The organism is Kocuria sp. KKT182 (genome assembly GCF_055635395.1).
In genome coordinates, this window is the sequence record NZ_CM145757.1 from 3,198,810 (window position 1) to 3,222,977 (window position 24,168).

Here is a 24,168-nt window from a genome sequence, read left to right on the forward strand (position 1 = left end):
ACACCTGTCACGGATCCGGCCACCGAGATCTCGCCCGGCGCACGAGGCGGCCGGGCTGTACCGACGGGAGATGGCCATGACCACGACGACCACACGAGCCGGTTCGGGCGGGGTGCAATCGGTGGAACGCGTTTTCGAGCTCCTCGAGGTGATCACCGCGGCCGGTGGGGAGATGTCGCTCAGCGAGCTCTCCGCCGCTGTGAAGCTTCCGCTGCCCACCATCCACCGGTTGCTGCGCACGCTGGTGCCCTCCGGCTACGTCCGTCAGCTCCCCAACCGCAACTACGCGCTGGGGCCGCGGCTGATCCTGCTGGGGGAGGCCGCCGGGCGGCAGTTCGGTTCGGCGGCCCGTTCGCGTCTGGACGAGCTGGTGGCCGAGCTCGGCGAGTCGGCGAACATGGCCGTGCTCGACGGCCATGAGGTCGTCTATATCGCCCAGGCCCAGTCCAACCGGTCCATGCGCATGTTCACGGAGGTGGGCCGCCGGGCCGACACCCACGACACCGGTGTGGGCAAGGCCATGCTCGCCACCCTGCCGGACGAACGGGTCCGTGCCATCGTGGGCGCGGCGGGCATGGCCACGCCCACGCCCAAGAGCATCGGGACCCTCGAGGAGCTGTTCGCGGACCTCGACCGGATCCGGGAGCGCGGCTACGCGATCGACGACGAGGAGACCGAGCTCGGCGTGCGCTGCTTCGCGATGGCGGTGCCCGGGGCGCCGACCCCCACGGCGATCTCCGTCTCCGGACCGGTGTCCCGGGTGGACGAGGAGTTCGGCCGCCGGGCCGTGCCCGTGCTGCGCCGGGCGGCCGAGGCGATCGCCGCCGAGCTGATGCCCGTCACGGCCTGACTCCCGGGCGTCGCTGTCGGAGGCGGGTGCGGGATCAGGCGTCGCCGCCGGCGTTGCCGGTGGTGCCGGCGGTGACGTCGTCCAGGCGGTAGCGCTCGAACGCCCGGGCCGGGGCCCCGTCGTCCACCTCCCCCCGGTCGGCGAGCATCTGCAGCGCCCGCACCACGATGGAGTGCACGTCGATCCCGAACCAGCGCCGAGCCGCGGCGCGGGTGTCCGAGAAGCCGAAGTCGTCGGCACCCAGGGTGGCGAAGTCGTTCGGCAGGTACTGCCGGATCCGGTCCGGCAGCTCCGAGACGAAGTCCGTGGAGGCGATGACGGGCCCCTCCGCCCCTGCGAGCTGCTGGGTCACGAAGGGCACCCGGCGCGGTGCTGCCGGGTTGCGGAACGCCTCCTGCTCGGCGGCCAGGCCGTCGCGGCGCAGCTCGTTCCAGGAGGTCACCGACCACACGTCGGCGGAGACCCCCCACTCCTCGGCCAGCACCTGCTGGGCCTGCAGGGCCCACGGCACCGACACGCCCGAGCCGAGCAGCTGCACCTTCGGGCCGGGGTGCGCGGAGCCGGCGACCCGGTGGATACCGCGCACGATGCCCTCGACGTCGACGTCCTCCGGCTCGGCCGGCTGCTGGTAGGGCTCGTTGTAGACCGTCAGGTAGTACATGACGTTCGGGTCCGCCGAGTCCGGGCCGTACATCTGCTCGAGGCCGTGCCGGACGATGTGGGCGATCTCGTAGCCGTAGGCCGGGTCGTAGCTGCGCACGGCCGGGTTCGTGCCGGCGAGCACGGGGGAGTGGCCGTCGGCGTGCTGGAGGCCCTCGCCGGTGAGCGTGGTGCGCCCGGCGGTGGCCCCGATGATGAACCCGCGGGTCATCTGGTCGGCGGCGGCCCAGAAGGAGTCGCCGGTGCGCTGGAAGCCGAACATCGAGTAGAAGATGTAGAACGGCACCATGGGCTCGCCGTGGGTGGCGTAGGAGGTGCCGGCGGCGGTGAAGGCCGCGACGGCGCCGGCCTCGTTGATCCCCGGGTGGAGCAGGACGCCCTGTGGGGACTCCTTGTAGGCGAGCATCAGCTCGCGGTCAACGGAGAGGTAGTTCTGCCCGCTGGGGTTGTAGATCTTCGCCGTGGGGAAGAACGAGTCCATGCCGAAGGTCCGGGCCTCGTCGGGGACGATGGGCACGATCCGGTGGCCGAAGTCCTTGCTCCGCATGAGATCCCGCAGGACGCGCACGAAGGCCATGGTGGTGGCCGCCATCTGCTTGCCCGATCCCTTCTTGCCGGACCGGTAGGCGTCGTCGCCGGGCAGCACCACGGGGGCGTGCTGGGCCCGGCGCACGGGCAGGCCTCCGCCCAGCTCCTTGCGCCGCTCGAGAAGGTAGCGGATCTCCGGGGCGTCGGGTCCGGGGTGGTAGTACGGGACGCCGTAGAGGTCGTTGTCGATCTGCTCGTCGGTGACCGGGATGCGCAAAAGGTCGCGGAAGGCCTTGAGGTCCTCCAGGGTCAGCTTCTTCATCTGGTGGGTCGCGTTGCGCGCCTCGAAAGAGGCGCCCAGGCCGTAGCCCTTCACCGTCATCGCGAGCACCACCGTGGGCTTGCCCCGGAACTCGGTGGCCGCCCGGTAGGCGGCATAGACCTTCCGATAGTCGTGGCCGCCGCGCTTGAGGGCCCAGATCTCGTCGTCGGTCATGTCCGCGACGAGCTCCTTGGTGGTGGTGGACCGGCCGAAGAAGTGGTCGCGGACGAATCCGCCGGACTCCGCCTTGAAGGTCTGGTAGTCCCCGTCGAGGGTCTCGTTCATGACCCGGACCAGCTCGCCGTTCGTGTCGGCCGCCAGCAGGGGGTCCCACTCCCGTCCCCACAGCACCTTGACCACGTTCCAGCCGGCGCCGCGGAAGAAGGCCTCCAGCTCCTGGACGATCTTGCCGTTGCCGCGCACCGGCCCGTCCAGGCGCTGCAGGTTGCAGTTGATCACGAAGTTCAGGTTGTCCAGCTTCTCGTTGGCGGCCAGCTGCAGCAGCCCGCGCGACTCCGGCTCGTCCATCTCGCCGTCGCCCAGGAACGCCCAGACCTGCTGCTCGGAGGTGTCCTTGATCCCGCGGTGGTGCAGGTAGCGGTTGAACTGCGCCTGGTAGATCGCGTTCATCGGCCCGATGCCCATGGACACGGTCGGGAACTGCCAGAAGTCGGGCATGGAGCGGGGGTGCGGGTAGGACGGGATGCCGTCGCTGCCCTTGGACTTCTCCTGCCGGAACCCGTCCAGCTGCTCCTCGGTGAGCCGGCCCTCGAGATAGGCGCGCGCGTAGTTGCCGGGGGCCGAGTGGCCCTGCCAGAAGACCTGGTCGCCGCCGCCGGGGTGCTCCGGGCCGCGGAAGAAGTGGTTGAAGCCGACCTCGTAGAGGGTGGCCGCGCCGGCGTAGGTGGAGATGTGACCGCCCACGCCGATCTCGGGGCGCTGGGCCCGGTGCACCATCACGGCGGCGTTCCAGCGCAGCCAGCGGCGGTAGGTGCGCTCGATTTCCTCGTCGCCCGGGAACTCCGGCTCCTGGTCCACGGGGATCGTGTTCACGTAGTCCGTGGTGACCGTCGGCGCGGCCGGGCCTGCGGACCCGGGTCGTGGTGCCGACGACTGCAGGAGGTACTGCGTCCGCTCCCGCACCTGCTTCTCGACGAGGTCCTCGAAGGAACCCAGCCACTGCGCGGCTGCGGCCGATGTGCTGTCCGGGGCCTCGGGGGTCGGCCGGTTGCGGTGTTCAACCATGTGCTCAGGGGTCACGTCAACTCTTTCTCAGGGGTCATGGGTGGAGAAAGCCAGGGGTGGAGGAGAGGCGCGTCCGACCGGTCTTCTGCGGCGCCGGGATCCCCGGCGCCGCTGAAGACCGGTGGAGGTTCGACGGCGGGTCAGTGTGCGGACGAGCCGCCGGAGCCGTCCTGGGGCTTGCAGACCCTGGTGTCGATGATCTCGCCGGCGGCGGTGATGACGGGCACCTCGTTGCCGTCGCAGTCCACGAGCTTGCCGTTCCTGACCGTGTCGCCCTCCTGGAGGTGGCCCTGCAGGTGCTCGATGCTCTCGTAGCGCACCGCGCGCACCGGGGCGTTGGCGAAGACGGAGCCGGTGCCCCGCGGTGGGTTGCCGGCGCGGAACTCGTTGAACAGGATGTTGAGCAGGATCGCCATCACGGCCGCCGAGCTGATGCCGGAGTGGAAGATCGTCTCGAACCAGGCCGGGAAGTTCGCGTAGATCTCGGGCACGGCGATGGGCAGCATGCCGAACCCGAGGGAGGTGGCCACGATGATCAGGTTGGCGCCGTTGCCGAAGTCCACCTTCGCCAGGGTGCGGATGCCGGAGGCGGCCACGCTGCCGAAGAGCACGATGCCGGCCCCGCCCAGCACGGGCGGCGGGACCGCCGCGACGACCCGCCCGAGCACGGGCAGCAGGCCGAGGGTCACGAGGATGAGGCCGCCGGCCGTGACCACGAAGCGGCTCTTGACGCCGGTGATGGCCACGAGCCCCACGTTCTGGGCGAAGGCGCTCTGGGTGAAGCCGTTGAAGAGGGGGGCCAGGGCGGAGGAGGCCATGTCCGCGCGCAGGCCGTCGGCGATGCGCTTCTTGTCGACCTTCGTGTCGACGATCTCGCCGACCGCGATGATGTCGGCGGTGGTCTCGGTGAGGGTCACGAGGATGACGATGAACATCGAGAGGATGGCCGCCACCTCGAACACGGGGGGACCGAAGGCCAGCGGCTGCGGGACGGCGAAGATGTCGCCGCTGAGCACCTGGCTGAAGTCCGCCATGCCCAGCGCCGCGGCCGCGGCCGTGCCGAGCACCAGGCCGATGAGGATGGAGAGCCGGGAGATGGCGGCGCTGCCCAGCTTGGAGAGCAGCATGATGATCAGCAGGGTCAGGCCGGCCAGGGCGATGTTGCCGACCGAGCCGTACTCGGGGGACTGCGCGTTGCCGCCCATGGCCCACCGGGCCGCCACCGGGAACAGCGTGAGGCCGATGGACGTGATCACCACGCCGGTGACGACCGGCGGGAAGAAGCGGATGATGCTCACGAAGAACGGTGTGATGAGGAAGCCGACGACCGAGGCGACGATGACGGCGCCGAAGACGGCCTGGATGCCGCCGCCGCTCTGGACGATCGCGGTCATGGTGGCCACGCCGGCGAAGGAGGTGCCCTGCACGAGCGGCAGCTGCGAGCCGAAGAACTTGAGGCCCCAGGACTGCAGGACCGTGGCGAGTCCGCCCACGAACAGCGAGGCCGCGATGAGCAGACCCTGCTCCTGCGGGGTCATGCCGGCGACCCCGCCGATGATGAGCGGCGGGGCGATGATGCCGCCGTACATGGTGAGCACGTGCTGCAGCCCGTAGCCGAGGCTGGCGCCCGCGCCGAGGTACTCGTCCTCGGGGCGGGCGCGGGTGGTGGTGGGCGGCTCGGCGGTGCGTGACCTGGCCATGGTGTTCTCCTAAGGATCCTGGTGACGGGAGAGACCCGGTGCCGGCGAAGGGGCGGGACCGGGGCGGAGCGAGGAGGTGGAGAGGTGCGCGATGCGCGGTGGGCGCCGCGGGGCGCCGGGTGAGCCGGCAGCGTGGGCGCCGCCCGCAGGAGGGTGCGGGGGTCCGCCGTCGTCGCGCACGGACGACGACGGACCCCGGCCGGTGCCGCCGTGGGCGGCACCGGGGAGTGCGGTGCTCAGCAGAAGCCTGCGATGCCCATCCAGGCGGACTCGTTCTCCGCGGCTCCCTTGCGCTGGATCGTGGCCTCGATGAGTCCGTAGGGGCGGTCGGCCGCCCAGTGGGTCTCCTTGTCGTTCTCGAGGCCGCAGAAGCCGAGGTCGTACACGAAGTGGTGCTTGTTCGGGCACGAGAACTTGATCTCGTCGATCTCCGGGTGGGCCTCGATGACAGCCTTGCCCATCAGGTAGAGGGTCTCCTGCAGGGCCTTGGAGTAGTGGTCGGTGAACTTGGTCAGGATGATCTTCTTGACGTTCTCGTAGACGGCGTCGTAGTCCACGTCGGTGGTGTTGTAGCGCCACCGGGTGGCCACGTCCGTGGACATGATCCGGTCCTCGGTCTCGGGCAGGACCGTGTACTTGTCCTTCGGGTAGCCCGTGAAGCCGGACTGCGTGGACTTCAGGACCGTGAGGTCCTTGAACCCGGAGATCACCGTGCGCTCCTCGCCGTCGGCGACGACCACCGCGGTGCGCACCTCGTCCTTGTGCTGCACGAAGCAGTGGTCGTGGTCGTTGATGCGGTTCCACGCGTACTCCTGGGCCGCCCAGCGACCACCGGTGATCCACTCGAACTCGCCGGTGAAGTGGTCGGCGAGCTCGAGCAGGAACTGCTCGGGGGACTCGATCCCGTACTGCTGGGCGAAGGCGAACACGGTCTGCTTCTGCGTGTCCGTGGGCACGCAGTGGGCGTTGTCGCCGAGGGTGTGCACCTCCTCCAGGTCGCCGCGCAGCTGCGAGGTGACCACGAGGTCGCGGATCTCGTGGCGGTCGGTGTCGCGGTTGATGCGCACCACGTGGTTCTCGGCCTTGCCGTACTGGTTCTTGCCCAGGACGACGGTGTCCGTGGTCTTCTCGGTGATGACGTCGGTCATGACGTTTCTCCTTGCACTCGAGGTTTCTGCTGATCGGGGCGGTCGAAGACGGGCTGACCCGTCGACTCCTGGGTCAACTGCCCCGGTAGGTGGAAAAGGCGAACGGGCTCAGCAGGAGCGGCACGTGGTAGTGCCTCTCCTCGGCCTGCACCGTGAAGTTCACCGTCACGAACGGGTAGAACGTCGGCTGGTTCCGGCCGGCGAAGTACTGTCCCGTGGCGAAGGTGATCCGGTAGTCGCCGGATTCCAGGGTCTCTGGGCCCAGTTCGGGCACGCGTCCGTCGGCGTTGGTCTCGGCGGTCGCGATGGAGGTGCCGTCGGCGGCCTCGAGGGCCACGGCGATCCCCTGGGCGGGGGTGCCGGTGACGGAGTCGAGGACGTGGGCGGTGACGTAGCTCATGGGGTGACGAGTCCTTCGAGTCGGAGGAGGGCGATCTGGCGCAGCTGGTCGGCGACCACGGCCTGCTCCGTCCCGGGGTCGTTGTCCATGCGGGTGGAGAGCTGGTCGAGGATCTCCTCGGGTGTGCGCCCGGCGGCGCGGATGAGGAACACCTGGCCGAACCGCTCCTCGTAGGCGAGGTTGCCCTCGCGCAGGCGCTGCTGGACGTCGGTGTCCGTGGGGTCGACCGCGGACTGCTCCGCTCGCGACAGCCCGGCCTCCGCGTGGTCGCCCTCGGCCCGTTCGCCGATGCGAGGGTGGTGGGACAGGGCTCTCTCGATCTCCTCGGCGCCGAACGGTTTCGCGGCCGTCCGGGCCGTGCTGAGCAGGGCATCATGGTGGGCGTAGGGCCGGGCGTCGACCACGGCCTCCACCCAGCGCGGGATGTCGAGCGCCGGACGGACGACCTCGGCCGCCTGGGTCCTGTTGAGGGAGTTGAACGCGGTGAGCTTCATGGAGTGTGCCTGTCACCTCTCTGTATTCCGTAATGTGGAAGAAAACTTTCACTAAGTATAGTGAACTGGTTCACAAGCTGGAAGTCAATGGTCGCATCCTTGTGTTACTGATTTTTTGCAGAGAGATGCCGGGAGTGAAACTTCGGTTTCACCGCGGGGCAGGAGGATTGCGGCCATGCCGAGGGAGTGCGGAAGGAACGTCATGGATGGAGCAGGGGATCGGCACGGCGGTCCGGGTGCGGAGGACAAGGTGCTCGTGGTGACGGGAGCCGGTTCGGGGATCGGCCGCGCGGTGGCGCGCGCCTTCCTGGCGGCCGGGTGGGTGGTGGTGCTGGTCGGCCGGCGGCGTGCCGCCCTGGAGGAGGCCGCCGCCGGGGCGCCGGGCGCCCGGATCGTCCCGGTGGATGTGGCCGACGCCGAGAGCGTGGCCTCGGCCTTCCGGGAGATCGAGGAGCTGACCGGGCGGATCGACGTCCTGTTCAACAACGCGGGCACGTTCGGGCCCCGCGGCGGGGCGGACGAGATCGATCTCGCGGAGTGGCAGCGCACCCTGGAGGTCAACCTCACCGGCACGTTCCTGTGCTCGGCGCAGGCCGTCCGGATCATGAAGCGGCAGCAGCCCCGGGGTGGGCGGATCATCAACAACGGCTCGATCTCCGCGCACGCGCCCCGGCCCCTGTCCGCGGCCTACACCGCGAGCAAGCACGCCGTCACCGGCCTCACCCGGTCCCTGGACCTGGACGGGCGCCCCTACGGCATCACCTGCGGGCAGATCGACATCGGCAACGCGGCCACGGAGCTGCTGGCGGGCCTGGGCACGGACGGTGGCGCCCTGCAGGCCGACGGCACGCTGCGACCGGAACCGAGCTTCCCCGTCGAAGAGGTGGGGCGGGCGGTGCTGATGATGGCCGAGCTGCCCGCCTCCGCCACGGTGAACTCGCTCGTGCTGACCGCCTCGGGGATGCCATTCGCCGGCCGCGGCTGACGGATCGGTGCCGCACTCCGCGCCGGGGACCTCCGCGACGCTGTCTCCGCGACACTGTCTCCGGGGGGCGCCCGTTCTCGCGATCCCTCTTGACGAGCGCCCCAGGAGGCACTAATTTCATATTGTGGAAACTTGATTCCATAGTACGAATCCTGGAGGAACCCGTGAACCACACCGCGCCGTCGCCCGCACCCGCGATCTTCTTCGACTACACCGCCATCGACTGCGACCCGGACCTCAGCCGCCCGCTGCACCGGCACCGGCGGACCGCACCGCTGTGGGCGCTCGCGGTGTCCTCGGCCTGCGTGGGCGCGATGGTGGGCCGCGCGGCCGCTCGACGCCTCCCGTAACCACGTCCTCCAGGAGCCGGTGCAGACCAGCGCGCCGGCTCGCTCCACCGATCCACCCCTCGAGGAGAACCCATGACCCAGCAGATCCGGACCGGCCGGCAGGCCCCCGACCTCGCACTGACCGACCACGAAGGACAGCAGGTCCGGCTCTCCGAGCTGCGCGACCACAAGGTGATCGTCTACTTCTATCCCAAGGCCTTCACCCCCGGCTGCACCTCCGAGGCGTGCGACTTCCGGGACAGCCTCGCCTCGCTCCAGCACCTGGGCTACACCGTGCTCGGGGTCTCCGGGGACGACCCCGAGACCCTGTCCCGATTCGCCGAGGAGTACCACCTTCCCTACCGGCTGCTCTCCGACCCCGACGGTCAGGCCGCCCGGGCATGGGGTGCCTGGGGGGAGAAGACGGTCAACGGGGAGACCCGGACCGGCCCGCTCCGCTCGACCTTCGTCATCGAGCAGGACGGCACCGTGAGCTCCGCGGAGTACAACGTCCAGGCCGAGGGCCACGTCAAGAGCCTGCGGGAGCGGCTGGGCGCCTGAGCCGCACCGGTCGTCGGACCCGGATGGGCTCAGGCCCGGAAGGTCAGCTCGGTGCAGAGGTCGTCGCCGAGCACGAAGCGGCGCACCGGGGCGCGCAGCGCCCCGGAGAGGTGGTCCGCGCCGGGGAACCGGATGCCGGGCACCCCGTCCCCGATGAGCATGGGCGCGGTGGTGAGGTAGAGACGGTGCAGCGTCCCGGCCGCGAGGAACCCCGAGACGGTGCGCCCGCCGCCCTCCACGAGCACCCGCCGCAGGCCCCGCCGGGCCAGCGCCTCGAGCACGGCCCGGGGTGCCAGCCCGTGCTCGCCCACGGGCACCCGCAGCACCGCGACGTGCGGCGCCGGCGCCGTGGGCGCGTCCGCGTCCTCGCCCACGACCCACAGCGTGGGCGCGGCTCCGTCCGTGAGCACGGCCGAGGTCAGAGGGGCGCGCGCCGAGGGGTCCAGGACCACCCGGGTGGGATGGGGGCCGGGCACGGCGCGGACGGTCAGCCGGCAGTCGTCGGCGACCACGGTGCCGACGCCCACGACCACGGCCTCCACGAGTGCGCGCAACCGGTGCAGGTGCTCCCGGTCCTCCGGGCCGGTCACGAACTCGGCGTGCCCGGTGCGCGAGGCGATGAACCCGTCCAGGCTCTGTCCCAGCTGGGCGAGGACGAGGGGGCCCCGGTGCGCCACGAGCGGTCCGTAGCGTTCGACGAGCTCCGCCCCCGGCGGCGGAACGGGGCCGGTCCGGCCGGCGAGCAGCGCCTCCCAGGCGGCGGCGGGGGAGGCGTCCGGGGCGGCCGGGCCGGAGGCGTCGTCGTCCGCGGGCGGTGGGGCGGCCCCGGTGCCGCGGGGCGCGGAGCTGTCGGTCACGGCTTCGGTCACGGGGTCAGTCCCGGGCGAGGAACCGGTCCCGTGCCGTCTCCGCGGCGATGGCCCGCAGGCGGTCGTACTGGTCGGCGGCCCCGGCCTCGAGGGTCCTCAGCTCCTCGGCGTCGAGGCGCGGCTCGGCGGGGGCGAGCTCCAGGAGCGTGACCCACATGCTGCGCTTGGCGACCACCAGGGACTGCAGCATCTCGAGCTCACCGTGGGCGGCGATGCCGGTCCGCTCCCGGATCCGGCTCAGCGGATTGAGCCGGGAGGCAATGCCGGTGACGGTTCCGAGCCCCTTGGCCACCGTGCGCCGGCCGGAGCCCAGACGGTCGATCATCGCCTCGAGGCGGCCGATGTCGTCCTTGATCTCGTCGACGAACGCCGCGAACCGGCCCTCGTAGGGGGTGCCGGCCCACGTGGTGGCCGCCTCGTCGAAGAGCCGCACCCCGGAGAGGGCCCCCATGTAGTGCCCGAGCATGTAGGCCTCGAGCTTGTCGGACCGGACTCCGGCGCCCGCGGCGCCGTTCGGGCCGGTGGGCGGCTGCTCGCTCATCTGCTACTCCTCGCTCGTGGGAAGGGCGTCGCCGGGGCCCAGCACGGATCTCCCCGGGGCCACCAGCCTACTGACTCCGTCCCCCTCGCGGCAGGAGGGGTGCGGCAGGACGGGGTGCGGGGCCGCCGGGCCGGGCGGAAACCATAAGGGATGTGACTATCATGGGGCGCATGACTGAGAACGCGAGCGGATCCCCGGACCCCGACGAGCAGCAGACCATCGGCGCCTCCAGCCCCGAACCGGGCAGCGGGCTCGACCGCGACCCGGACGAGTGGGCCACCGGCGAGGAGCCGATGACCAGCGCGCAGCGCAGCTACCTCGACACCCTGGCCCGCGAGGCCGGCGAGGAGCTGCCGGCGGACCTCACCAAGGCCGAGGCGTCCAAGCACATCGACCGCCTGCAGGGCGAGAGCGGCAGGGTCCAGGACCAGTAGGTCCTGCACCGGCGGAGGGGGAGCACCGTGAAGATCGTCGTCCTGGGAGCCACGGGCAACGTGGGCACCGCGGTGCTCCGCCGGCTGCACGCCGCGCCGGAGGTCACCCACATCGTCGGGGTCTCCCGCGAGGGGCCCGAGCGGGGCGGGGAGCCCTACGACGGCGTGGAGTGGCACACCGTCGACGTCGCCGCGAAGGAGTCCACCGCGGCGCTGGCGGAGATCATGGCCGGCGCGGACGCCGTGATCCACCTCGTGTGGCTCATCCGCCCGAACCGGGACTTCGCGCTGATGCACGAGACGAACGTGGACGGCCTCGTCCACGTGCTCGACGCCGTGGTGCTCGCCGGCGTGCCCCAGATCGTCTACCCCTCCTCGCTCGGCGCCTACAGCCCCGGCCCCAAGGACCGGGCCGTGGACGAGTCCTGGCCGGTCGGCGGGGTCGAGACCTCGCACTACAACGTGCAGAAGGCCGAGACGGAGGCGCTGCTCAACCGGTTCGAGGAGGCCCACCCCGGGATCGTGGTGACCCGGCTGCGGCCCGGCTTCCTGTTCCAGGCGGACGCCGCCCCCGAGATCGGGGACTACTTCTTCGGCGCCCTCGTGCCCAGGAAGCTCATCGCCCGGCTGCGCCTGCCCGTGCTGCCGTTCCCCGAGAAGTTCCGCTTCCAGACGCTGCACACCGACGACGTCGCGGACGCGTTCTGGCGGGTCGTCCAGCACCGGGCCGGCGGGGCGTTCAACGTCGCCGCCGAGCCGGTGCTCGGCGCCGACGGCGTGGCGCAGGTGCTCGGCGCCCGGCGCGTGCTGCCCGTGCCGCCGGCCCTGGTGCGCGCGCTCGTGGCGATCACCTACCGGCTGCGGCTGCAGCCCACCGACCCCGGCTGGATCGACCTGGCCGGCGCCGTGCCGATCATGGACACCACGCGGATCCGCGAGGTCACCGGCTGGTCGGAGAGCGTGAGCTCGCTCGAGGCGCTGCGGGAGCTCGTCGACCACCTGGACGGCCGGGAGGGCCTGGGCAACAAGGAGCACCGGCCCAAGTCGCCGCTGGTCTGACCGCGTCGGCCCCGCCGGGCGGGTCCGTGGACCCGGACGTCCCGCGGGTCAGCGGTCCCGGCGCCGGAGCACGGCCAGCACCGCGCTGATCAGGACCATGGCGCAGGCCGCGCCGACCGCGGCGGCGAACGCGCCCCGGTGCCCGGCGGTCTCGGCCAGGAGCCCGGCCGACGCCGCGCCCACGGCGGAGCCGAGGACCACGCCGCTCGCGAGCATCGTCATGACCGTGCCCAGCCGCTCCGGCCGGGCGACGTCCCCGCCGATGGTGTAGATCGTGACCATGGCGGGCCCCAGCGGCAGACCGGCGAGCAGCAGCACCACGAGCATCGACCCGATCCCGCTCGGCAGCAGGAACAGCAGGCTCAGGGCGGCCATGGCGCCGGAGCTGACCAGCCAGCGGGAGGCGGGCCGGAAGCGCTGCGGCCACCACGCCACCGACAGGGCCGCGGCCGCCGAGCTGATGCCGAGCACGGCGTAGAGCAGACCGGTCGCGCTCTGGATCCCGAACTCGCCGCCGAAGGCGTTGAGACCGTTCTGCACGGCGCCGAAGAACGCGCCCATGGCCACCATCCCCAGGACGGGGAGCAGCACGAGGACCCGCTCCCGGACGGGAACGGGACGGGCCGCCGCACGGCGCCGGTCCTCGCGCGAGACGGCCGGGACCGCCAGGCGCGTGGGGTGCACGGCGAAGGTCGTGACCATGGTGAGGGTCAGGACGGCCGCGAGGACGAAGGGGGACCAGGGGGCGACCAGGGAGGCCAGGACACCGACCAGGGCCGGGCCGAGCACGAAGGTCAGCTCGTCGGCGGTGGACTCGTAGGACAGGGCGGTGTCCAGCTCGCGCCGGTTTCCGCCGACCAGGCCGCGCCACCGCACCCGGGCCAGCGGGCCGACCTGGGGGCAGGTGGCGCCCACGAGCAGGGACGCGCCGACGAGCAGCGGCACGGCCGGCGCGTCCGGGCCCGCGGGGGCGTAGGCGGTGACCAGCAGCAGCGCGATGGCCACGGCGTGGGCGAGGGCGGAGACCAGCAGCACGGCCTGCTGGCCCAGGCGGTCGGCGAGGTGGCCCATCAGGGGCCCGCCCAGCGCCGAGCCGACCCCGACGGCGCCGGCGGCCAGCCCTCCGACGACGTAGGAGCCGCTGACGGCGGTGGCGAGGGTGAGCGCCCCGACGGTGAGCATGGCCAGGGGCAGGCGGGCCGCGAAGGCGATCGGCAGGAAGTCGCGCCCGGCGAGCTGCACGAGCCGGGCGTACCGGCCGCCGGACGAGGGCGTCGTCCGGCGGCCGGTGTCGTGCGGGGCGGCCGCGGGGTGCTCCGCGGCGGGGGTCGGGGCGGCGGGCACGCGGGCCGCGCGCTCGGCCGTGGAAGGGGTGGTCAGGGGGTTCACAGGGGTCCTCGGAGGATGTGCGCACCGTCCCCCCTCCCGGTGCGCCCGACCCGGACAACAGGGTCCAGTCTACCGCCCGGACGCCCCGCTGCCAGGGGCGGCGGACCGGCCGCCGTAGGTGATCTCCGCCGCGCCCACGGCCGAGGCCACGTACAGGCAGGGGCGGTCGTCGGGGACGGCGGCGCAGACGGTGGCCGCCGTCAGGTCCTCGGGGTCGCGGTCGTCCGCGCCGGCGACCGCGGGGGTCCACCAGTCGGCGTCCGGGACCGCGGCCTCGACGGCCCCCGCCCGGGTGGTGACGGCCACGCGCCGCGGGGCCTCGCCCACGAGCCGGACCTCGGTGGCCCCGACCTCGGTGTGCACGTCCAGGTCCTCGCGGACCCGGATCCCGTCGAGGTCCACGGCGCCGACCTCCGAGGACGCCCACAGGGTGCGGGCGCTGCCGCTCGCCTCGATCACGCCGGCCTCCGTGTCGAGCCGGACGTCGCCGAAGTCGCCCTCGACGCTCAGGGCGCCGGCGTCCCCGGAGAGCCGCAGGTCCACGGGCTCGTCCGCGGCCGGGACGGTGATCCGCACGTGCATCCCGCTGCCGGCGCCCGGCCAGGAGCGGGACGGGAGGGCGTCGATGCTCAGCCGGCCGTCCTCGACCCGGGGCTCGGGGGCGCTCTCGAGCCTGAACCCGGCGTACACGGACTCCACCCGCAGATCGGGGACGTCGGCCGTCACGACCTCGACGACCGCCGACCGGCCGTCGACCACGACCGTGTCCACGGACTCGGTCACGGTGGTGTCCACCCGGTGCTCCTGGACGGACAGGGACGCGGCGGCGGTGGCGCCGCCGGCGCCCAGCAGGAGGAGGGCGCCGATGCCACCGAGCACGGCGGTGGGGACGAGCCAGGCCGTGCGCTCGTTGTCGCTGACGACGTCGTGGGAGGAGTCGTGGGCGGCGGGGTGCTCGGGGTGGGTGCTCATGGCCGGTGCTCCTGGTGGGACGGGTTTGCGGACGGGGTGTGGCCGGGCCCGGGGTCCGGGTAGCCGAGGTAGCGCAGGACCGCACGGACGCGGCGGTTGCCGCCGTCCTCGTGGGCGAGGCCCAGCTTGGTGAACACGGAGCGGATGTGCTTCTCCACCGAGGACTCGGTGAGGAAGAGGTTCGCGGCGACCGAGGCGTTGGAGAGCCCCTGGGCCATGAGCCCGAGCACCTCGTGCTCCCGCGGGGAGAGGAGCTCCAGGTCCTGGCGGTTCCGCGAGCGCACGAGCAGCTGGGAGACGACCTCCGGGTCCAGGACGGTGCCGCCCGCGCCCACGGTCTCCACGGACTCGAGGAACTGGTCGACGTCCGCGACCCGGTCCTTGAGCAGGTACCCCAGCCCGTCCCGGCGGGACGCGATGAGCTCCGAGGCGTAGCGCTCCTCGACGTACTGCGAGAGCACGAGCACCGCGATCCGCGGGTGCTGGGAGCGGACGAGGACGGCGGCGCGGATGCCCTCGTCCGTGAACGTCGGCGGCAGCCGCACGTCCACGAGGGCGAAGTCCGGCTCGTGCTCCTCGACGGCCCGGAGCAGGTCCTCCGCGGTGTCGACGTCGGCGACCACCTCGTGGCCGGCCTCGGTGAGCAGGCGGACGAGGCCCGCGCGCAGGAGGACGGCGTCCTCGGCGATGACGATGCGCATCAGGATCCCGCCCCCCGGTCGACCGGCAGCTCGACGGTCAGCTCGGTCGGCCCGCCCGCGGGGGAGTCGAGGAAGAAGTGCCCGCCCGCGGAGCGGATCCGGTCGGCGATCCCGGACAGGCCGCCGCCGGGGACCACCACGGCGCCGCCGCGGCCGTCGTCGGCGATCCGGGCGACCACGCGGGTGCCTCCCGCGGGATCGGTCTCGAGGCCCACCCGCACCGACGCGGCGCCGGCCTGGGCGTGCTTGACGATGTTGGCGATGCCCTCGGAGACCGCGAAGTACACGGCGGCCTCGGTCTCCGGCGCCAGCCGCGGCACCCGCACGTCCACGGCGACCGGGACGGGGGACTGGGCGGCCACGGCGGAGAGGGCGGCATCGAGGCCCCGGTCCTCCAGGACCGCCGGGTGGAAGCCCCGGGCCAGGCGGCGCAGCTCGGCGATCGCGGCCTTGGTGGTGGCATGCGCCTCCCCGATGAGGTCCTTGGCCCCGGCGGGGTCGTGGTCGATCCGGCGCTGGGCCATCGACAGGTTCATGGCCACGGACACGAGCTGGGGCTGCACGCCGTCGTGCAGGTCGCGTTCGATCCGGGAGCGCTCGGTGCGGGCGCCGCGGACGGCGGTCTCGCGGGCGGCCGCGGCCTCGGCGGCCCGGCGGCGCAGCTCCGCCGCCTCGTCCACCCGGAGCAGCAGCCGGGACAGGCCCCGGTGCGCGGCCACGGCGAGGACCACGACGAGCAGCCCGAGGAGGGTCAGGGTGATCCCGGTCAGGACCACGGCCCAGTCCGGCCAGGTCCCGACCACCTCGGAGGGCCAGAGCGGGTTGTTCGGCGCCGCGTAGAGCGGCGCGAAGGCCAGGGCGACGGCGGCGCCGGTGCCGGCCAGGGCCGCCACGGCGACCCAGCCCAGGACCGTGGTGAGGAGCAGGTGCAGCAGTCCCGTCCAGAACGCGGCGTCGGAGACGTCCAGCCACCACTGGTGGACGATCCGCCAGCCGTCGGTGCGGGGCGAGCGGCGCCGGCGCGGGCCAGGCAGGTGCAGCCCGAACGCCGCCTGCGTGCGGCGGCGCTCGACCCACTCGATCCCGCGGACCGCGTAGATCGCGGCCACGAGCAGGACCACGCCCACCAGGGCGGCGAGCGAGGCGAAGCCGGCGGAGACCAGGGAGACCAGGGCCGTCAGCCACAGCGTGCCGAGCGCGGCGTCCACCACGAGGTCGGTGGTGCCGAAGAACAGGGTCCTGGGGGACCACGGTCCCCACTCCCGGGACCGGGCCCCGGCGGCGGGGCCCGCGGGCCGGGAACCGCCCGCGGGGCGGGGGGCGTCGTCCGGGGTCCCACGACCGCTGCCGGGATCGGTGCCGGGGCTGCCCCACGGTACGGGTGGAAGGGGCCGGGTCTCGTGCGGTGTGCTCATGCCTTCACGCTACGGTCGCGGGGGTCGTCGCCGCAGCGACGTTCTCCACCTGGTACGCCTGCGGTTTTCCGCACCCCGGTCCGGCGCTCCGGGCGCCGGCGCGGCTCAGCCGGCGTCCAGCAGGCCGACTCCCATGGCCGCGAGGGTGCCGAAGGCGACGCCCCACAGGACGATGGAGACGATCTGCCACCGGATGACGGCGTTGCGGTCCGCGCCGAAGGAGACCATGGCGGTGGCCGTGATCTGGCTGGGCAGGATGGTCTGGCCGAGCAGGCTTACACCGGCCACACCGTACTTGTCGAAGGCCCGGCGCAGTCTCTGCTGCCGGGGCGAGGGCTCCCGGGGGTCGCCGGCGAACCTGCGGCGGAGGCCGTGCGCGCCCAGGACCAGCGCCAGCATGGAGGCGACGTTGCCGGTGACGGCGGCCCCGACGGCGATCGCCGGGTCGAGGCCGGCCAGGACGCCGACGACGGACCCGAAGTAGGACTCGACGAACGGGATCGCTCCTGCCACCACCACCCCCAGCCACTGGAGCAGCGGCGGCAGGGAGGAGGTGAATTCCTGCAGGGCGTCGATCATCGGGGTCCTTCCGGGGGAGGTCGGCGCGGCCGGCCCGCGTCCGTCGCCGGGGCCGCTCCCAGCACGCTATCGGCGCGGCCCGCCCCGGGGCCTCCCCCGGCAGACGGAGCCTCGGCCGCTCCGGGCGAGGGAACCGTCAGCGGCCGCCGGCCGGCTCCGCCCCGGGGCGGAGGTGGCGGACCAGGAACCGGGCCTGGTCCTCGAGCACGCGCGAGCGCACGGGGTCCTCGTAGACCGCGAAGTGCCCCACCGGGTACGTCACGACCTCGCCCCGCGGCGCCGCCCGGGCGATCCGCGCGGCCCGCCGCGGATCCGTCTCGGTGTCCTGCTCCGCGACGCACACGAGCAGCGGCGCCCGCACCCGTTCGGCGGTGCCCGGCAGGTACACGGGAGGGTGGAGGAGCAGCCGGGGCGCGAACTCGTTGCGCCAGGACGGACCCGTCCTCACGGCGTGCTCCAGGTACCGGTCGCTGTCCGGGTCGATGATCGCGCCCACGTCCCCGGGGAGCGCGAACACCGGGATGCAGCGCGGGGGGAGCCCGCGCCGTCCCCGCAGCTCGTCGCGGACCGCGGCGGCCAGCAGCCGGACGGTGGTCCGCAGGAGCAGCCCGAGCGGGATGTGCTCCTGCTGCTTCTTGGCCCGGATCTCGCCGGCCGTGCCCTCGGAGCCCTTGCCGAACTCCGGCACCTGGGCGACCACGGCCCGGGTCCGCCGGTCCGCGGAGGCCAGCCGCAGGACGTGCCCGCCGGACAGCGAGCTGCCCCACAGCGCGGTGCGGGCCGGGTCGAGGCCGGGCAGGGAGCGGGCCAGGCGCACGGCCGCGCGCCAGTCCTCGAGCTGCTCCGCTGCGTCCACGATCTGCCGGGGTGCGCCGCCGCTGCGGCCGAACCGCCGGTAGTCGAAGGTCAGCACGGCCAGGCCGTGCTCCGCGAGGCCGGCGGCGTGCTCGGCCAGCTGGTCCTGGGTGCCGGTGAAGCCGTGGCCCATGACCACGCAGGGCACCGCGGCGCCGGCCGGCGCCGGGCGGTACAGCGCGGCGGCGCACGGGACGCCGCCCGAGTCGAACGTGAGAGCCTCTGGCATCGTGTCCTCCACCGGCCGCGGCGGACCCTGGTGCCCGCCCGTGGGGTCCATCGTGCGCGCGTTCCGGCGCCGGTGCCAGGGCCCCGGGCGGTCAGGCCGAGGTCACCAGTTCGGACCGGCGCAGCCGGTGGCCCCGGATCGAGACCAGCCGCCGGAGTCCCGTGCGGTCCTCGAGGACCCAGGCGATCCCCAGCTGCGGGACCACCTCGCTGACCGTGCCGGTGAAGCGGGGCTGCCGGTGCTCCCAGGCCTCGATCCGATCACCCGGCCGCACCCGGGCCAGGCCCAGGATCCATCTGTTGCTCGCGGTCATGGGGAGCCCCTTCCGTCTCGTGCGCCCGGTTCCCCCATCCTCGTCCCGGCATGTGGCCGCGGCGTTTCCGGCTGGTTGACGTCCCATGTCCTCTCCTCGGTCCCGGGGGCCGCCCCGGGCCCGGAGGGAGGGCCGGCGGGGTTCAGTACTTCCGCAGCGCCACGCGCGGCTGTCCCGTCCACCGCGCGCGCAGCAGCGCCGAGACGTCCAGGAGCAGGTCCGTGAGCTCCGCGGAGCCGGGGCCCAGGGCGCGGACCACGAGGCCGGGCACCGGCAGCTCGGAGACCCCGCACCGCAGCCCCGGCACCCGGGCCTCGGCCGCGGCGAGCAGGCCGTGGACCTCCTCCACCAGCTCCCGGTCCGCCCGGGGGTCCACGACCAGCAGGGAGCCGAGGTGCGTGCGTCCCTCCAGGAAGCCGAGCCCGGCCACGGCATCCTCGCCCGGGCGCAGGCGGAGGTTGTCGAGGACCACCGTGCGCCCGCCCATCAGCACCTCGGTGCGCAGCACCACGCCGCGGTAGCGGAAGACGGTGCCGTCCGGCGCCCACCCGGGGGTGACCACCTCGCCCGCCACGAGGCAGGCCGAGGGGTCCATCGTCACGGTCGTGGACTGCACGTAGTCGGCGTCCTCGTAGGCGATGAGCTGGTCCGGCAGGTACTCGAGGACCGCGCCGGGGCCGAGCGCGAGACGTACGTCCTGGCGGGCGGGGGCGGCCGGGGTGCGGTAGACCTTGGTCGCGGACTGGGTGGTGACCAGAGCGGTGCCGGCGGCCCCGACCGTGACGTCCAGCTCGTAGCGGTCCCCGCCGAGGTACCCGCCGCCGGGATTGACGACGACGAAGCACGGCTGCCCCGACCCGTCCAGGTGGTGCGGGCGCAGCACGCGCAGGGCGCCGGCGTGGAACTGGTGGGCCGCCACGGTCCGGTCCCCGCGGGGCACCAGCACCAGCTCGAGCCGGCCTGTCGGCGCGGAGGCCGGCGCGGAGGCCGGCGCGGAGGCCGGCGCGGCACGCCGGCCGGGTGCCGCGGCGGCGGGCGCGGCGGCGGTCACGGGACCATGTCCAGCATCAGCACGTCGTGCCGGATCCACGCGAGGATCCGCTCGAGGCCCTCGTCGGTCCGGAGGTTGGTGAAGCAGAACGGGCGGTTCTTGCGGAACACGGCGGAGTCCGCGGCCATGACGTCGAGGTCGGCGCCGACGTGCGGGGCGAGGTCGGTCTTGTTGATGACGAACAGGTCGGACTTGATCATGCCCTGCCCGGCCTTGCGGGGGATCTTCTCGCCCTGGGCCACGTCGATGACGTAGATGGAGAAGTCGACCAGCTCCGGGCTGAACGTGGCGGAGAGGTTGTCCCCGCCGGACTCGACGAACACGATCTGCAGGTCCGGGTGCTGGGCGCACAGCTTCTCGATCGCGGCCTCGTTCATCGAGGTGTCCTCGCGGATCGCGGTGTGCGGGCAGCCGCCGGTCTCGATGCCCACGATCCGGTCCAGCGGCAGCACGCCGTTGCGGGCCAGGATCCTGGCGTCCTCGATCGTGTAGATGTCGTTGGTGATCGCGGCCATCGAGACCTCGTGGATCAGCGCCCGGGTGACCCGCTCCACGAGCTGGGTCTTGCCGGCGCCCACGGGCCCGCCCACGCCGATGCGCACGGGGCCGCGGCCGGTCGGCGCGGAGGGGGCGGGGGAGACGGTGGTCATGGTGAGCTCCTGGGTCGGTGCGGTCGGTGCGGTCGGTGCGGTGGTGGGTCAGGACATGAACATGCGGGCCCGCTGCCAGGCGTGGCGCATCTGGGCGATCTCCAGGCCGGGACTGGTCGCTCCGGCCTCGTGGTCGGCCATGGACCCGATCCGCTCGACGCCGCGGGCGACGTCCTCGTGCAGGGCGCGCAGCACGCGCTGGCCGGCGTTCTGGCCGATGGGGATGCCGCGCACGGCGTTCTGGGTCAGGGAGGTCACGGTCGAGAAGAGGTACGCGCCGGCCAGCTGCTCCCAGGTCACGCCCAGGCCGGCGCCCACGAGCGCGAAGGCCACCGCGGGACTGCCGCGGCTCGTCCCGGCGCGCTGGCGCTGCGCGTAGGCCAGCAGCCGGGGGGAGGGGAAGTTCTCGGCGCCGATGTCGGTCATCCGCCGGCCCATCGCGGTCGCGGCGTCCCGCACCTGGACGGGCAAAGCCTGGGCGGCCAGCAGGTCGTCGGCGCGCCACACGGCGTCGTCGTCGGCCGCCGTGGCGACCGCGCGCACCGCCCAGCCCTCCGCCGGCACCACCTGGTGGTGCAGGCAGTGCCGGACCCAGGCCAGGAAGCTCGGCTCGTCGTGGACCGTGCCGTCGTCCACGTAGGTCTCGAGCCCCAGGGAGTGGGCGAACGCGCCGGTGGGCAGGGCGGAGTCGGCCAGCTGCAGCACGGCGAGCGTCCCGGCGAGCGATCCGGCGGCGCCCGCGGGGGAGTGCTCAGTGGGTGTGCTCGGCATGGCGGAAGGGGACCTCCATCTGCCGCTCGACGCGAGCGAAGCGCACCCCGGCGCCCTGCAGGAAGGCCTCGGCCGTGTGGTCGTACTGCAGGACCATGACCCCGTCGTGACCGGGCAGCTCGGGGACCTCGGCCGCGGGGCCCAGGAACTGGGCGGGCAGGTGCCGGTTGCCCAGGGAGTGGGCCACGAGGCCCATCTGCTCGATCGTGGCGGGCGCGACCACCAGGACGTCGGTGGGCAGGGTCGAGACCACCACGGCGTTGTGGCCCTCGCGGTGCAGGATGTCGCCGTCCCTGAGCTCCCGCCGGGCGGTCAGTCGGATCCCCACCTCGGTCCCGTGGTCGGTCACGACCCGCTGGACGCGCTTGCGCAGCTCGGGCCCGGAGAGCGCGACCCGCTCCAGGTGCAGGCCGGCGCGCTCCGGCTCGGTGAGCTCGGCCAGGTTGCCGAGGACGGCTTCGACGATCACGGGTGCGGGTCCTCTCGGGGTGCTCCGGGGTGCTTCGGGATGCTCCGGAGTGCTTCGGGATGTGCGGGGCTCGGCCGGCGGGCCGGTCAGAACAGGAAGTACCGCTGGGCCATGGCCAGCTCCTCGGCGGGCTCGCACGTGGCGAGCTCACCGTCCACGCGGACCTCGTAGGTCTGCGGGTCCACCTCGATCTCCGGGGTGGCGTGGTTGTGCCGCATGTCCTGCTTGGTCAGGCCGCGGATCCCGCCCACGGGCAGCACCCGCTTGCGCAGGCCCAGGCGCTCGCCGACGCCCGCCTCGACGGCGGCGCGGGACATGAAGGTGATGGAGTTGGCGTGCGGGGCGGTGCCCTTCGCGCCGAACGCGTCCCGCATCAGCTGCGGCTGCGGGGTGGGGATCGAGGCGTTGGGGTCGCCCATGAGCGAGTGCACGATCTGCCCGCCCTTGAGGACGGCGTGGGGCTTGACCCCGAAGAACACCGGGTCCCACAGCACGAGGTCCGCGAACTTGCCCGGCTCGACCGAGCCCACGACGTCGGCGATCCCGTGCGCGACCGCCGGGTTGATCGTGTACTTGGCCACGTAGCGCTTCAGCCGGGCGTTGTCCCCGCGGCCCGTCTCCTCGGGCAGGGGCCCGGTGCGCCGCTTCATCTGGTCGGCGAGCTGCCAGGTGCGCAGCACCACCTCGCCCACGCGGCCCATGGCCTGGGAGTCGGAGGAGGTCATGGAGAACACGCCCAGGTCGTGCAGCACGTCCTCGGCGGCGATCGTCTCGGGCCGGATCCGGGAGTCCGCGAACGCCACGTCCTCGGGGATGTCCGGGTTGAGGTGGTGGCAGACCATGAGCATGTCCAGGTGCTCCTCCGCCGTGTTCCGGGTGAAGGGCAGCGTGGGGTTCGTCGAGGACGGCAGCACGTGGGGCAGGGCCGCGATGCGGATGATGTCCGGGGCGTGGCCGCCGCCGGCGCCCTCGGTGTGGAACGTGTGGATGACGCGCCCACCGATCGCGGCCACCGTGTCCTCGAGGAACCCGCACTCGTTGAGGGTGTCGGTGTGGATGGCCACCTGCACGTCGAACTCGTCGGCCACGCCCAGGGCCGTGTCGATCGCCGCCGTGGTGGCGCCCCAGTCCTCGTGGATCTTGAGCCCCACGGCGCCGGCGCGGATCTGCTCCGCGAGGGGCTCGGCGGCGCTCGCGTGGCCCTTCCCGAGCAGCCCGAAGTTCATCGGGTAGCCGTCGAGGGCCCGGAACATGCGGGCGAGGTGCCACGCGCCGGGGGTGATCGTGGTGGCGTTGGAGCCCTCGGCGGGGCCCGTGCCGCCGCCGAACATCGTGGTGATCCCGGAGGACAGGGCCGTGCCGATCTGGTCGGCGCCGATGAAGTGGATGTGGGAGTCGATCCCGCCCGCGGTGAGGATCCGGCCCTCGCCGGCGATCACCTCGGTGGAGGCGCCGATCAGGATGTCGACGCCGTCCATGATGTCCGGGTTGCCGGCCTTGCCGATCCCGCTGATGTGCCCGTCCCGGATGCCGACGTCCGCCTTGTAGATCCCGGAGACGTCGAGCACCACGGCGTTGGTGACCACGGTGTCCACCACGCCGGCGTCCCGGGTCAGCCGCCCGTTGTGGCCCATGCCGTCCCGGATCACCTTGCCCCCGCCGAAGACCACCTCGTCCCCGGGGACCGTGCGGTCGTGCTCCACCTCGAGGAACAGCTCGGTGTCCGCCAGGCGCACCAGGTCCCCGGTGGTGGACCCGTAGAGGCTCGTGTACTGGGCGCGGGACATCTCGTGGCTCATGCCTGCTCCTTCCCGGAAGCGTCGGGGCGGGGGCCGCCGTCGGTGCCGGGGGCGTCCGTGCCGGGGGCGTCGAGGGGCCCGTTCACCCGGTTCGCGAGGCCGTGGACCTCGCGGCGCCCCGCCAGGGCGACGAGCCGGACGCGCTTGCGGTCGCCGGGCTCGAAGCGCACCGCGGTGCCGGCGGGGACATCCAGGCGGAAGCCGCGGGCCGCCGTCCGGTCGAACTCGAGGCCGGGGTTGGCCTCGGCGAAGTGGAAGTGCGAGCCCACCTGCACGGGGCGGTCGCCGCGGTTGACCACGTCCAGCTCCGTGGTGGGCCGGCCGGCGTTGATCACGACGGGCTCGGGCCGCAGGACGTACTCTCCGGGGATCACGGGCGCTCCTTCGGTGCCGGGGGCGGGCGGGTCAGCGGATGGGGTCGTGGACGGTGACGAGCTTGGTGCCGTCCGGGAAGGTCGCCTCGACCTGGACGGAGTGGACCATCTCCGGCACGCCCTCCATGACGTCCGCCCGGGCCAGGATCGTGGAGCCCCAGGACATGAGCTCGGCCACGGTCCGGCCGTCCCGGGCGCCCTCCAAAAGCTCGGCGGTGATCAGGGCGACCGCCTCCGGGTGGTTGAGCCGCAGCCCCCGGTCCCGGCGCCGCCGGGCGAGGTCGCCGGCCACGACGACCAGCAGCTTCTCCTGCTCACGGGGTGTCAGGTGCACGGCTCTCCTCGGGACGGCGGGTGCTCAGGGACAGTCGTCACCGTAGGGGCTCCGTGTTTCGGCGAGGTTCACCGGGTGTTTCCGGCACGTGCCGGGGCGCGGGCGCCCGGGCAGGCGCCCCGGCACGTGCGCCCGCGCCGGC

At 73.2% G+C, this 24,168-nt stretch carries 27 protein-coding genes; 6 read left to right on the plus strand and 21 right to left on the minus strand.

All coding sequences use genetic code 11. The features are described 5' to 3' along the window. The first annotated feature begins 76 nt into the window (after nucleotides 1–76). On the plus strand, nucleotides 77–850 hold the full coding sequence (locus tag ACZ2G1_RS14885; RefSeq protein ID WP_095651231.1) for an IclR family transcriptional regulator: 774 nt from the start codon (nucleotides 77–79) through the stop codon (nucleotides 848–850). Between the two features lie 34 nt (nucleotides 851–884). Here ACZ2G1_RS14885 and aceE read toward each other — a convergent pair whose 3' ends face one another. From aceE to uraD, 5 genes are all read right to left on the minus strand, one after another. Next, complete coding sequence (gene aceE / locus ACZ2G1_RS14890) at nucleotides 885–3,605, minus strand: pyruvate dehydrogenase (acetyl-transferring), homodimeric type (protein ID WP_470377735.1); 2,721 nt, start codon at nucleotides 3,603–3,605, stop codon at nucleotides 885–887. Nucleotides 3,606–3,745: 140 nt separating this feature from the next. Next, a complete protein-coding gene (locus ACZ2G1_RS14895) occupies nucleotides 3,746–5,305 on the minus strand; it encodes a nucleobase:cation symporter-2 family protein (protein ID WP_017834774.1) in 1,560 nt (519 codons plus the stop codon). Between the two features lie 236 nt (nucleotides 5,306–5,541). Continuing rightward, a complete protein-coding gene (gene pucL / locus ACZ2G1_RS14900; protein WP_052132657.1) occupies nucleotides 5,542–6,453 on the minus strand; it encodes a factor-independent urate hydroxylase in 912 nt (303 codons plus the stop codon). A 73-nt stretch (nucleotides 6,454–6,526) separates the two neighbouring features. Beyond that, nucleotides 6,527–6,853, minus strand: coding sequence for a hydroxyisourate hydrolase (gene uraH / locus ACZ2G1_RS14905; RefSeq protein WP_017834776.1), 327 nt, complete (start codon nucleotides 6,851–6,853; stop codon nucleotides 6,527–6,529). Then, a complete protein-coding gene (gene uraD, locus ACZ2G1_RS14910) occupies nucleotides 6,850–7,347 on the minus strand; it encodes a 2-oxo-4-hydroxy-4-carboxy-5-ureidoimidazoline decarboxylase (protein ID WP_017834777.1) in 498 nt (165 codons plus the stop codon). Before uraD ends, uraH begins: the two co-directional genes overlap by 4 nt. 202 nt (nucleotides 7,348–7,549) lie before the next feature. Between uraD and ACZ2G1_RS14915 the strand changes: the two genes are divergently transcribed. The 3 genes from ACZ2G1_RS14915 to bcp all read left to right on the plus strand — a co-directional run bounded on the left by ACZ2G1_RS14915 (nucleotide 7,550) and on the right by bcp (nucleotide 9,222). Then, a complete protein-coding gene (locus ACZ2G1_RS14915) occupies nucleotides 7,550–8,332 on the plus strand; it encodes an SDR family oxidoreductase (RefSeq protein WP_470377077.1) in 783 nt (260 codons plus the stop codon). Between the two features lie 164 nt (nucleotides 8,333–8,496). After that, nucleotides 8,497–8,682, plus strand: coding sequence for a hypothetical protein (locus tag ACZ2G1_RS14920; protein WP_095651226.1), 186 nt, complete (start codon nucleotides 8,497–8,499; stop codon nucleotides 8,680–8,682). A gap of 72 nt (nucleotides 8,683–8,754) precedes the next feature. Then, on the plus strand, nucleotides 8,755–9,222 hold the full coding sequence (gene bcp, locus ACZ2G1_RS14925) for a thioredoxin-dependent thiol peroxidase (RefSeq protein WP_017834780.1): 468 nt from the start codon (nucleotides 8,755–8,757) through the stop codon (nucleotides 9,220–9,222). 29 nt (nucleotides 9,223–9,251) lie between these two features. Here the strand turns inward: bcp and ACZ2G1_RS14930 are convergent, their stop codons facing one another. Continuing rightward, nucleotides 9,252–10,091, minus strand: coding sequence for a RibD family protein (locus ACZ2G1_RS14930; protein WP_017834781.1), 840 nt, complete (start codon nucleotides 10,089–10,091; stop codon nucleotides 9,252–9,254). A 4-nt stretch (nucleotides 10,092–10,095) separates the two neighbouring features. Beyond that, complete coding sequence (locus ACZ2G1_RS14935; RefSeq protein ID WP_017834782.1) at nucleotides 10,096–10,632, minus strand: hypothetical protein; 537 nt, start codon at nucleotides 10,630–10,632, stop codon at nucleotides 10,096–10,098. Nucleotides 10,633–10,802: 170 nt separating this feature from the next. Between ACZ2G1_RS14935 and ACZ2G1_RS14940 the strand changes: the two genes are divergently transcribed. Further along, entirely contained in the window at nucleotides 10,803–11,066 is a 264-nt protein-coding gene (locus tag ACZ2G1_RS14940) for a DUF3072 domain-containing protein (RefSeq protein ID WP_017834783.1), read from the plus strand. 27 nt (nucleotides 11,067–11,093) lie between these two features. Continuing rightward, entirely contained in the window at nucleotides 11,094–12,125 is a 1,032-nt protein-coding gene (locus ACZ2G1_RS14945; protein ID WP_109243094.1) for an NAD-dependent epimerase/dehydratase family protein, read from the plus strand. 48 nt (nucleotides 12,126–12,173) lie between these two features. On the opposite strand, the gene ACZ2G1_RS14950 is transcribed toward ACZ2G1_RS14945, so the two are convergent. The 14 genes from ACZ2G1_RS14950 to ACZ2G1_RS15015 all read right to left on the minus strand — a co-directional run bounded on the left by ACZ2G1_RS14950 (nucleotide 12,174) and on the right by ACZ2G1_RS15015 (nucleotide 24,026). Further along, nucleotides 12,174–13,514, minus strand: a complete 1,341-nt coding sequence (locus ACZ2G1_RS14950; RefSeq protein ID WP_470377078.1) for an MFS transporter — start codon at nucleotides 13,512–13,514, stop codon at nucleotides 12,174–12,176. A gap of 69 nt (nucleotides 13,515–13,583) precedes the next feature. Next, nucleotides 13,584–14,486 carry a hypothetical protein gene (locus ACZ2G1_RS14955; protein WP_017834786.1) on the minus strand — a complete coding sequence of 301 codons (903 nt, stop codon included), beginning with the start codon at nucleotides 14,484–14,486 and terminating at the stop codon, nucleotides 13,584–13,586. Beyond that, nucleotides 14,483–15,187 carry a response regulator transcription factor gene (locus tag ACZ2G1_RS14960; RefSeq protein WP_470377079.1) on the minus strand — a complete coding sequence of 235 codons (705 nt, stop codon included), beginning with the start codon at nucleotides 15,185–15,187 and terminating at the stop codon, nucleotides 14,483–14,485. The genes ACZ2G1_RS14955 and ACZ2G1_RS14960 overlap by 4 nt, the downstream gene beginning before the upstream one ends. Next, complete coding sequence (locus tag ACZ2G1_RS14965) at nucleotides 15,187–16,602, minus strand: sensor histidine kinase (protein WP_470377080.1); 1,416 nt, start codon at nucleotides 16,600–16,602, stop codon at nucleotides 15,187–15,189. The genes ACZ2G1_RS14960 and ACZ2G1_RS14965 overlap by 1 nt, the downstream gene beginning before the upstream one ends. Before the next feature lie 105 nt (nucleotides 16,603–16,707). After that, a complete protein-coding gene (locus ACZ2G1_RS14970; protein ID WP_470377081.1) occupies nucleotides 16,708–17,181 on the minus strand; it encodes a hypothetical protein in 474 nt (157 codons plus the stop codon). A 136-nt stretch (nucleotides 17,182–17,317) separates the two neighbouring features. Beyond that, nucleotides 17,318–18,265, minus strand: coding sequence for an alpha/beta hydrolase (locus ACZ2G1_RS14975; protein ID WP_470377082.1), 948 nt, complete (start codon nucleotides 18,263–18,265; stop codon nucleotides 17,318–17,320). A 91-nt stretch (nucleotides 18,266–18,356) separates the two neighbouring features. Further along, nucleotides 18,357–18,578 carry a hypothetical protein gene (locus tag ACZ2G1_RS14980; RefSeq protein ID WP_017834791.1) on the minus strand — a complete coding sequence of 74 codons (222 nt, stop codon included), beginning with the start codon at nucleotides 18,576–18,578 and terminating at the stop codon, nucleotides 18,357–18,359. A gap of 142 nt (nucleotides 18,579–18,720) precedes the next feature. Continuing rightward, complete coding sequence (locus ACZ2G1_RS14985; protein WP_470377083.1) at nucleotides 18,721–19,629, minus strand: urease accessory protein UreD; 909 nt, start codon at nucleotides 19,627–19,629, stop codon at nucleotides 18,721–18,723. Continuing rightward, nucleotides 19,626–20,279 (minus strand): urease accessory protein UreG, encoded by a 654-nt coding sequence (ureG, locus tag ACZ2G1_RS14990; RefSeq protein ID WP_470377084.1) that lies wholly within the window; start codon nucleotides 20,277–20,279, stop codon nucleotides 19,626–19,628. Before ureG ends, ACZ2G1_RS14985 begins: the two co-directional genes overlap by 4 nt. Before the next feature lie 48 nt (nucleotides 20,280–20,327). Then, a complete protein-coding gene (locus ACZ2G1_RS14995; protein WP_095651217.1) occupies nucleotides 20,328–21,050 on the minus strand; it encodes an urease accessory protein UreF in 723 nt (240 codons plus the stop codon). Next, a complete protein-coding gene (gene ureE / locus ACZ2G1_RS15000) occupies nucleotides 21,031–21,519 on the minus strand; it encodes an urease accessory protein UreE (RefSeq protein WP_470377085.1) in 489 nt (162 codons plus the stop codon). The genes ACZ2G1_RS14995 and ureE overlap by 20 nt, the downstream gene beginning before the upstream one ends. An 86-nt stretch (nucleotides 21,520–21,605) precedes the next feature. Next, on the minus strand, nucleotides 21,606–23,318 hold the full coding sequence (gene ureC / locus ACZ2G1_RS15005; protein WP_470377086.1) for an urease subunit alpha: 1,713 nt from the start codon (nucleotides 23,316–23,318) through the stop codon (nucleotides 21,606–21,608). Further along, nucleotides 23,315–23,692 carry an urease subunit beta gene (locus tag ACZ2G1_RS15010; protein ID WP_035923284.1) on the minus strand — a complete coding sequence of 126 codons (378 nt, stop codon included), beginning with the start codon at nucleotides 23,690–23,692 and terminating at the stop codon, nucleotides 23,315–23,317. The genes ureC and ACZ2G1_RS15010 overlap by 4 nt, the downstream gene beginning before the upstream one ends. Before the next feature lie 31 nt (nucleotides 23,693–23,723). Continuing rightward, entirely contained in the window at nucleotides 23,724–24,026 is a 303-nt protein-coding gene (locus ACZ2G1_RS15015) for an urease subunit gamma (RefSeq protein WP_017834798.1), read from the minus strand. Nucleotides 24,027–24,168 lie beyond the last annotated feature (142 nt).

Excerpts from the sequence above, each read along its gene's own strand:
- ACZ2G1_RS14940 (WP_017834783.1), top strand. The coding sequence starts at position 10,803 with ATGACTGAGAACGCGAGCGGATCCCCGGACCCCGACGAGCAGCAGACC.
- ACZ2G1_RS14975 (WP_470377082.1), bottom strand. The coding sequence starts at position 18,265 with ATGCCAGAGGCTCTCACGTTCGACTCGGGCGGCGTCCCGTGCGCCGCC.
- ACZ2G1_RS14895 (WP_017834774.1), bottom strand. The coding sequence starts at position 5,305 with ATGGCCAGGTCACGCACCGCCGAGCCGCCCACCACCACCCGCGCCCGC.
- ACZ2G1_RS14935 (WP_017834782.1), bottom strand. The coding sequence starts at position 10,632 with ATGAGCGAGCAGCCGCCCACCGGCCCGAACGGCGCCGCGGGCGCCGGA.
- ACZ2G1_RS14980 (WP_017834791.1), bottom strand. The coding sequence starts at position 18,578 with ATGACCGCGAGCAACAGATGGATCCTGGGCCTGGCCCGGGTGCGGCCG.
- uraD (WP_017834777.1), bottom strand. The coding sequence starts at position 7,347 with ATGAAGCTCACCGCGTTCAACTCCCTCAACAGGACCCAGGCGGCCGAG.
- pucL (WP_052132657.1), bottom strand. The coding sequence starts at position 6,453 with ATGACCGACGTCATCACCGAGAAGACCACGGACACCGTCGTCCTGGGC.
- ACZ2G1_RS14970 (WP_470377081.1), bottom strand. The coding sequence starts at position 17,181 with ATGATCGACGCCCTGCAGGAATTCACCTCCTCCCTGCCGCCGCTGCTC.
- ureG (WP_470377084.1), bottom strand. The coding sequence starts at position 20,279 with ATGACCACCGTCTCCCCCGCCCCCTCCGCGCCGACCGGCCGCGGCCCC.
- ureC (WP_470377086.1), bottom strand. The coding sequence starts at position 23,318 with ATGAGCCACGAGATGTCCCGCGCCCAGTACACGAGCCTCTACGGGTCC.
- ACZ2G1_RS14960 (WP_470377079.1), bottom strand. The coding sequence starts at position 15,187 with ATGCGCATCGTCATCGCCGAGGACGCCGTCCTCCTGCGCGCGGGCCTC.
- bcp (WP_017834780.1), top strand. The coding sequence starts at position 8,755 with ATGACCCAGCAGATCCGGACCGGCCGGCAGGCCCCCGACCTCGCACTG.
- ACZ2G1_RS14915 (WP_470377077.1), top strand. The coding sequence starts at position 7,550 with ATGGATGGAGCAGGGGATCGGCACGGCGGTCCGGGTGCGGAGGACAAG.
- ACZ2G1_RS14995 (WP_095651217.1), bottom strand. The coding sequence starts at position 21,050 with ATGCCGAGCACACCCACTGAGCACTCCCCCGCGGGCGCCGCCGGATCG.
- ACZ2G1_RS14885 (WP_095651231.1), top strand. The coding sequence starts at position 77 with ATGACCACGACGACCACACGAGCCGGTTCGGGCGGGGTGCAATCGGTG.
- ACZ2G1_RS14955 (WP_017834786.1), bottom strand. The coding sequence starts at position 14,486 with ATGAGCACCCACCCCGAGCACCCCGCCGCCCACGACTCCTCCCACGAC.
- ACZ2G1_RS14965 (WP_470377080.1), bottom strand. The coding sequence starts at position 16,602 with ATGAGCACACCGCACGAGACCCGGCCCCTTCCACCCGTACCGTGGGGC.
- uraH (WP_017834776.1), bottom strand. The coding sequence starts at position 6,853 with ATGAGCTACGTCACCGCCCACGTCCTCGACTCCGTCACCGGCACCCCC.
- aceE (WP_470377735.1), bottom strand. The coding sequence starts at position 3,605 with ATGGTTGAACACCGCAACCGGCCGACCCCCGAGGCCCCGGACAGCACA.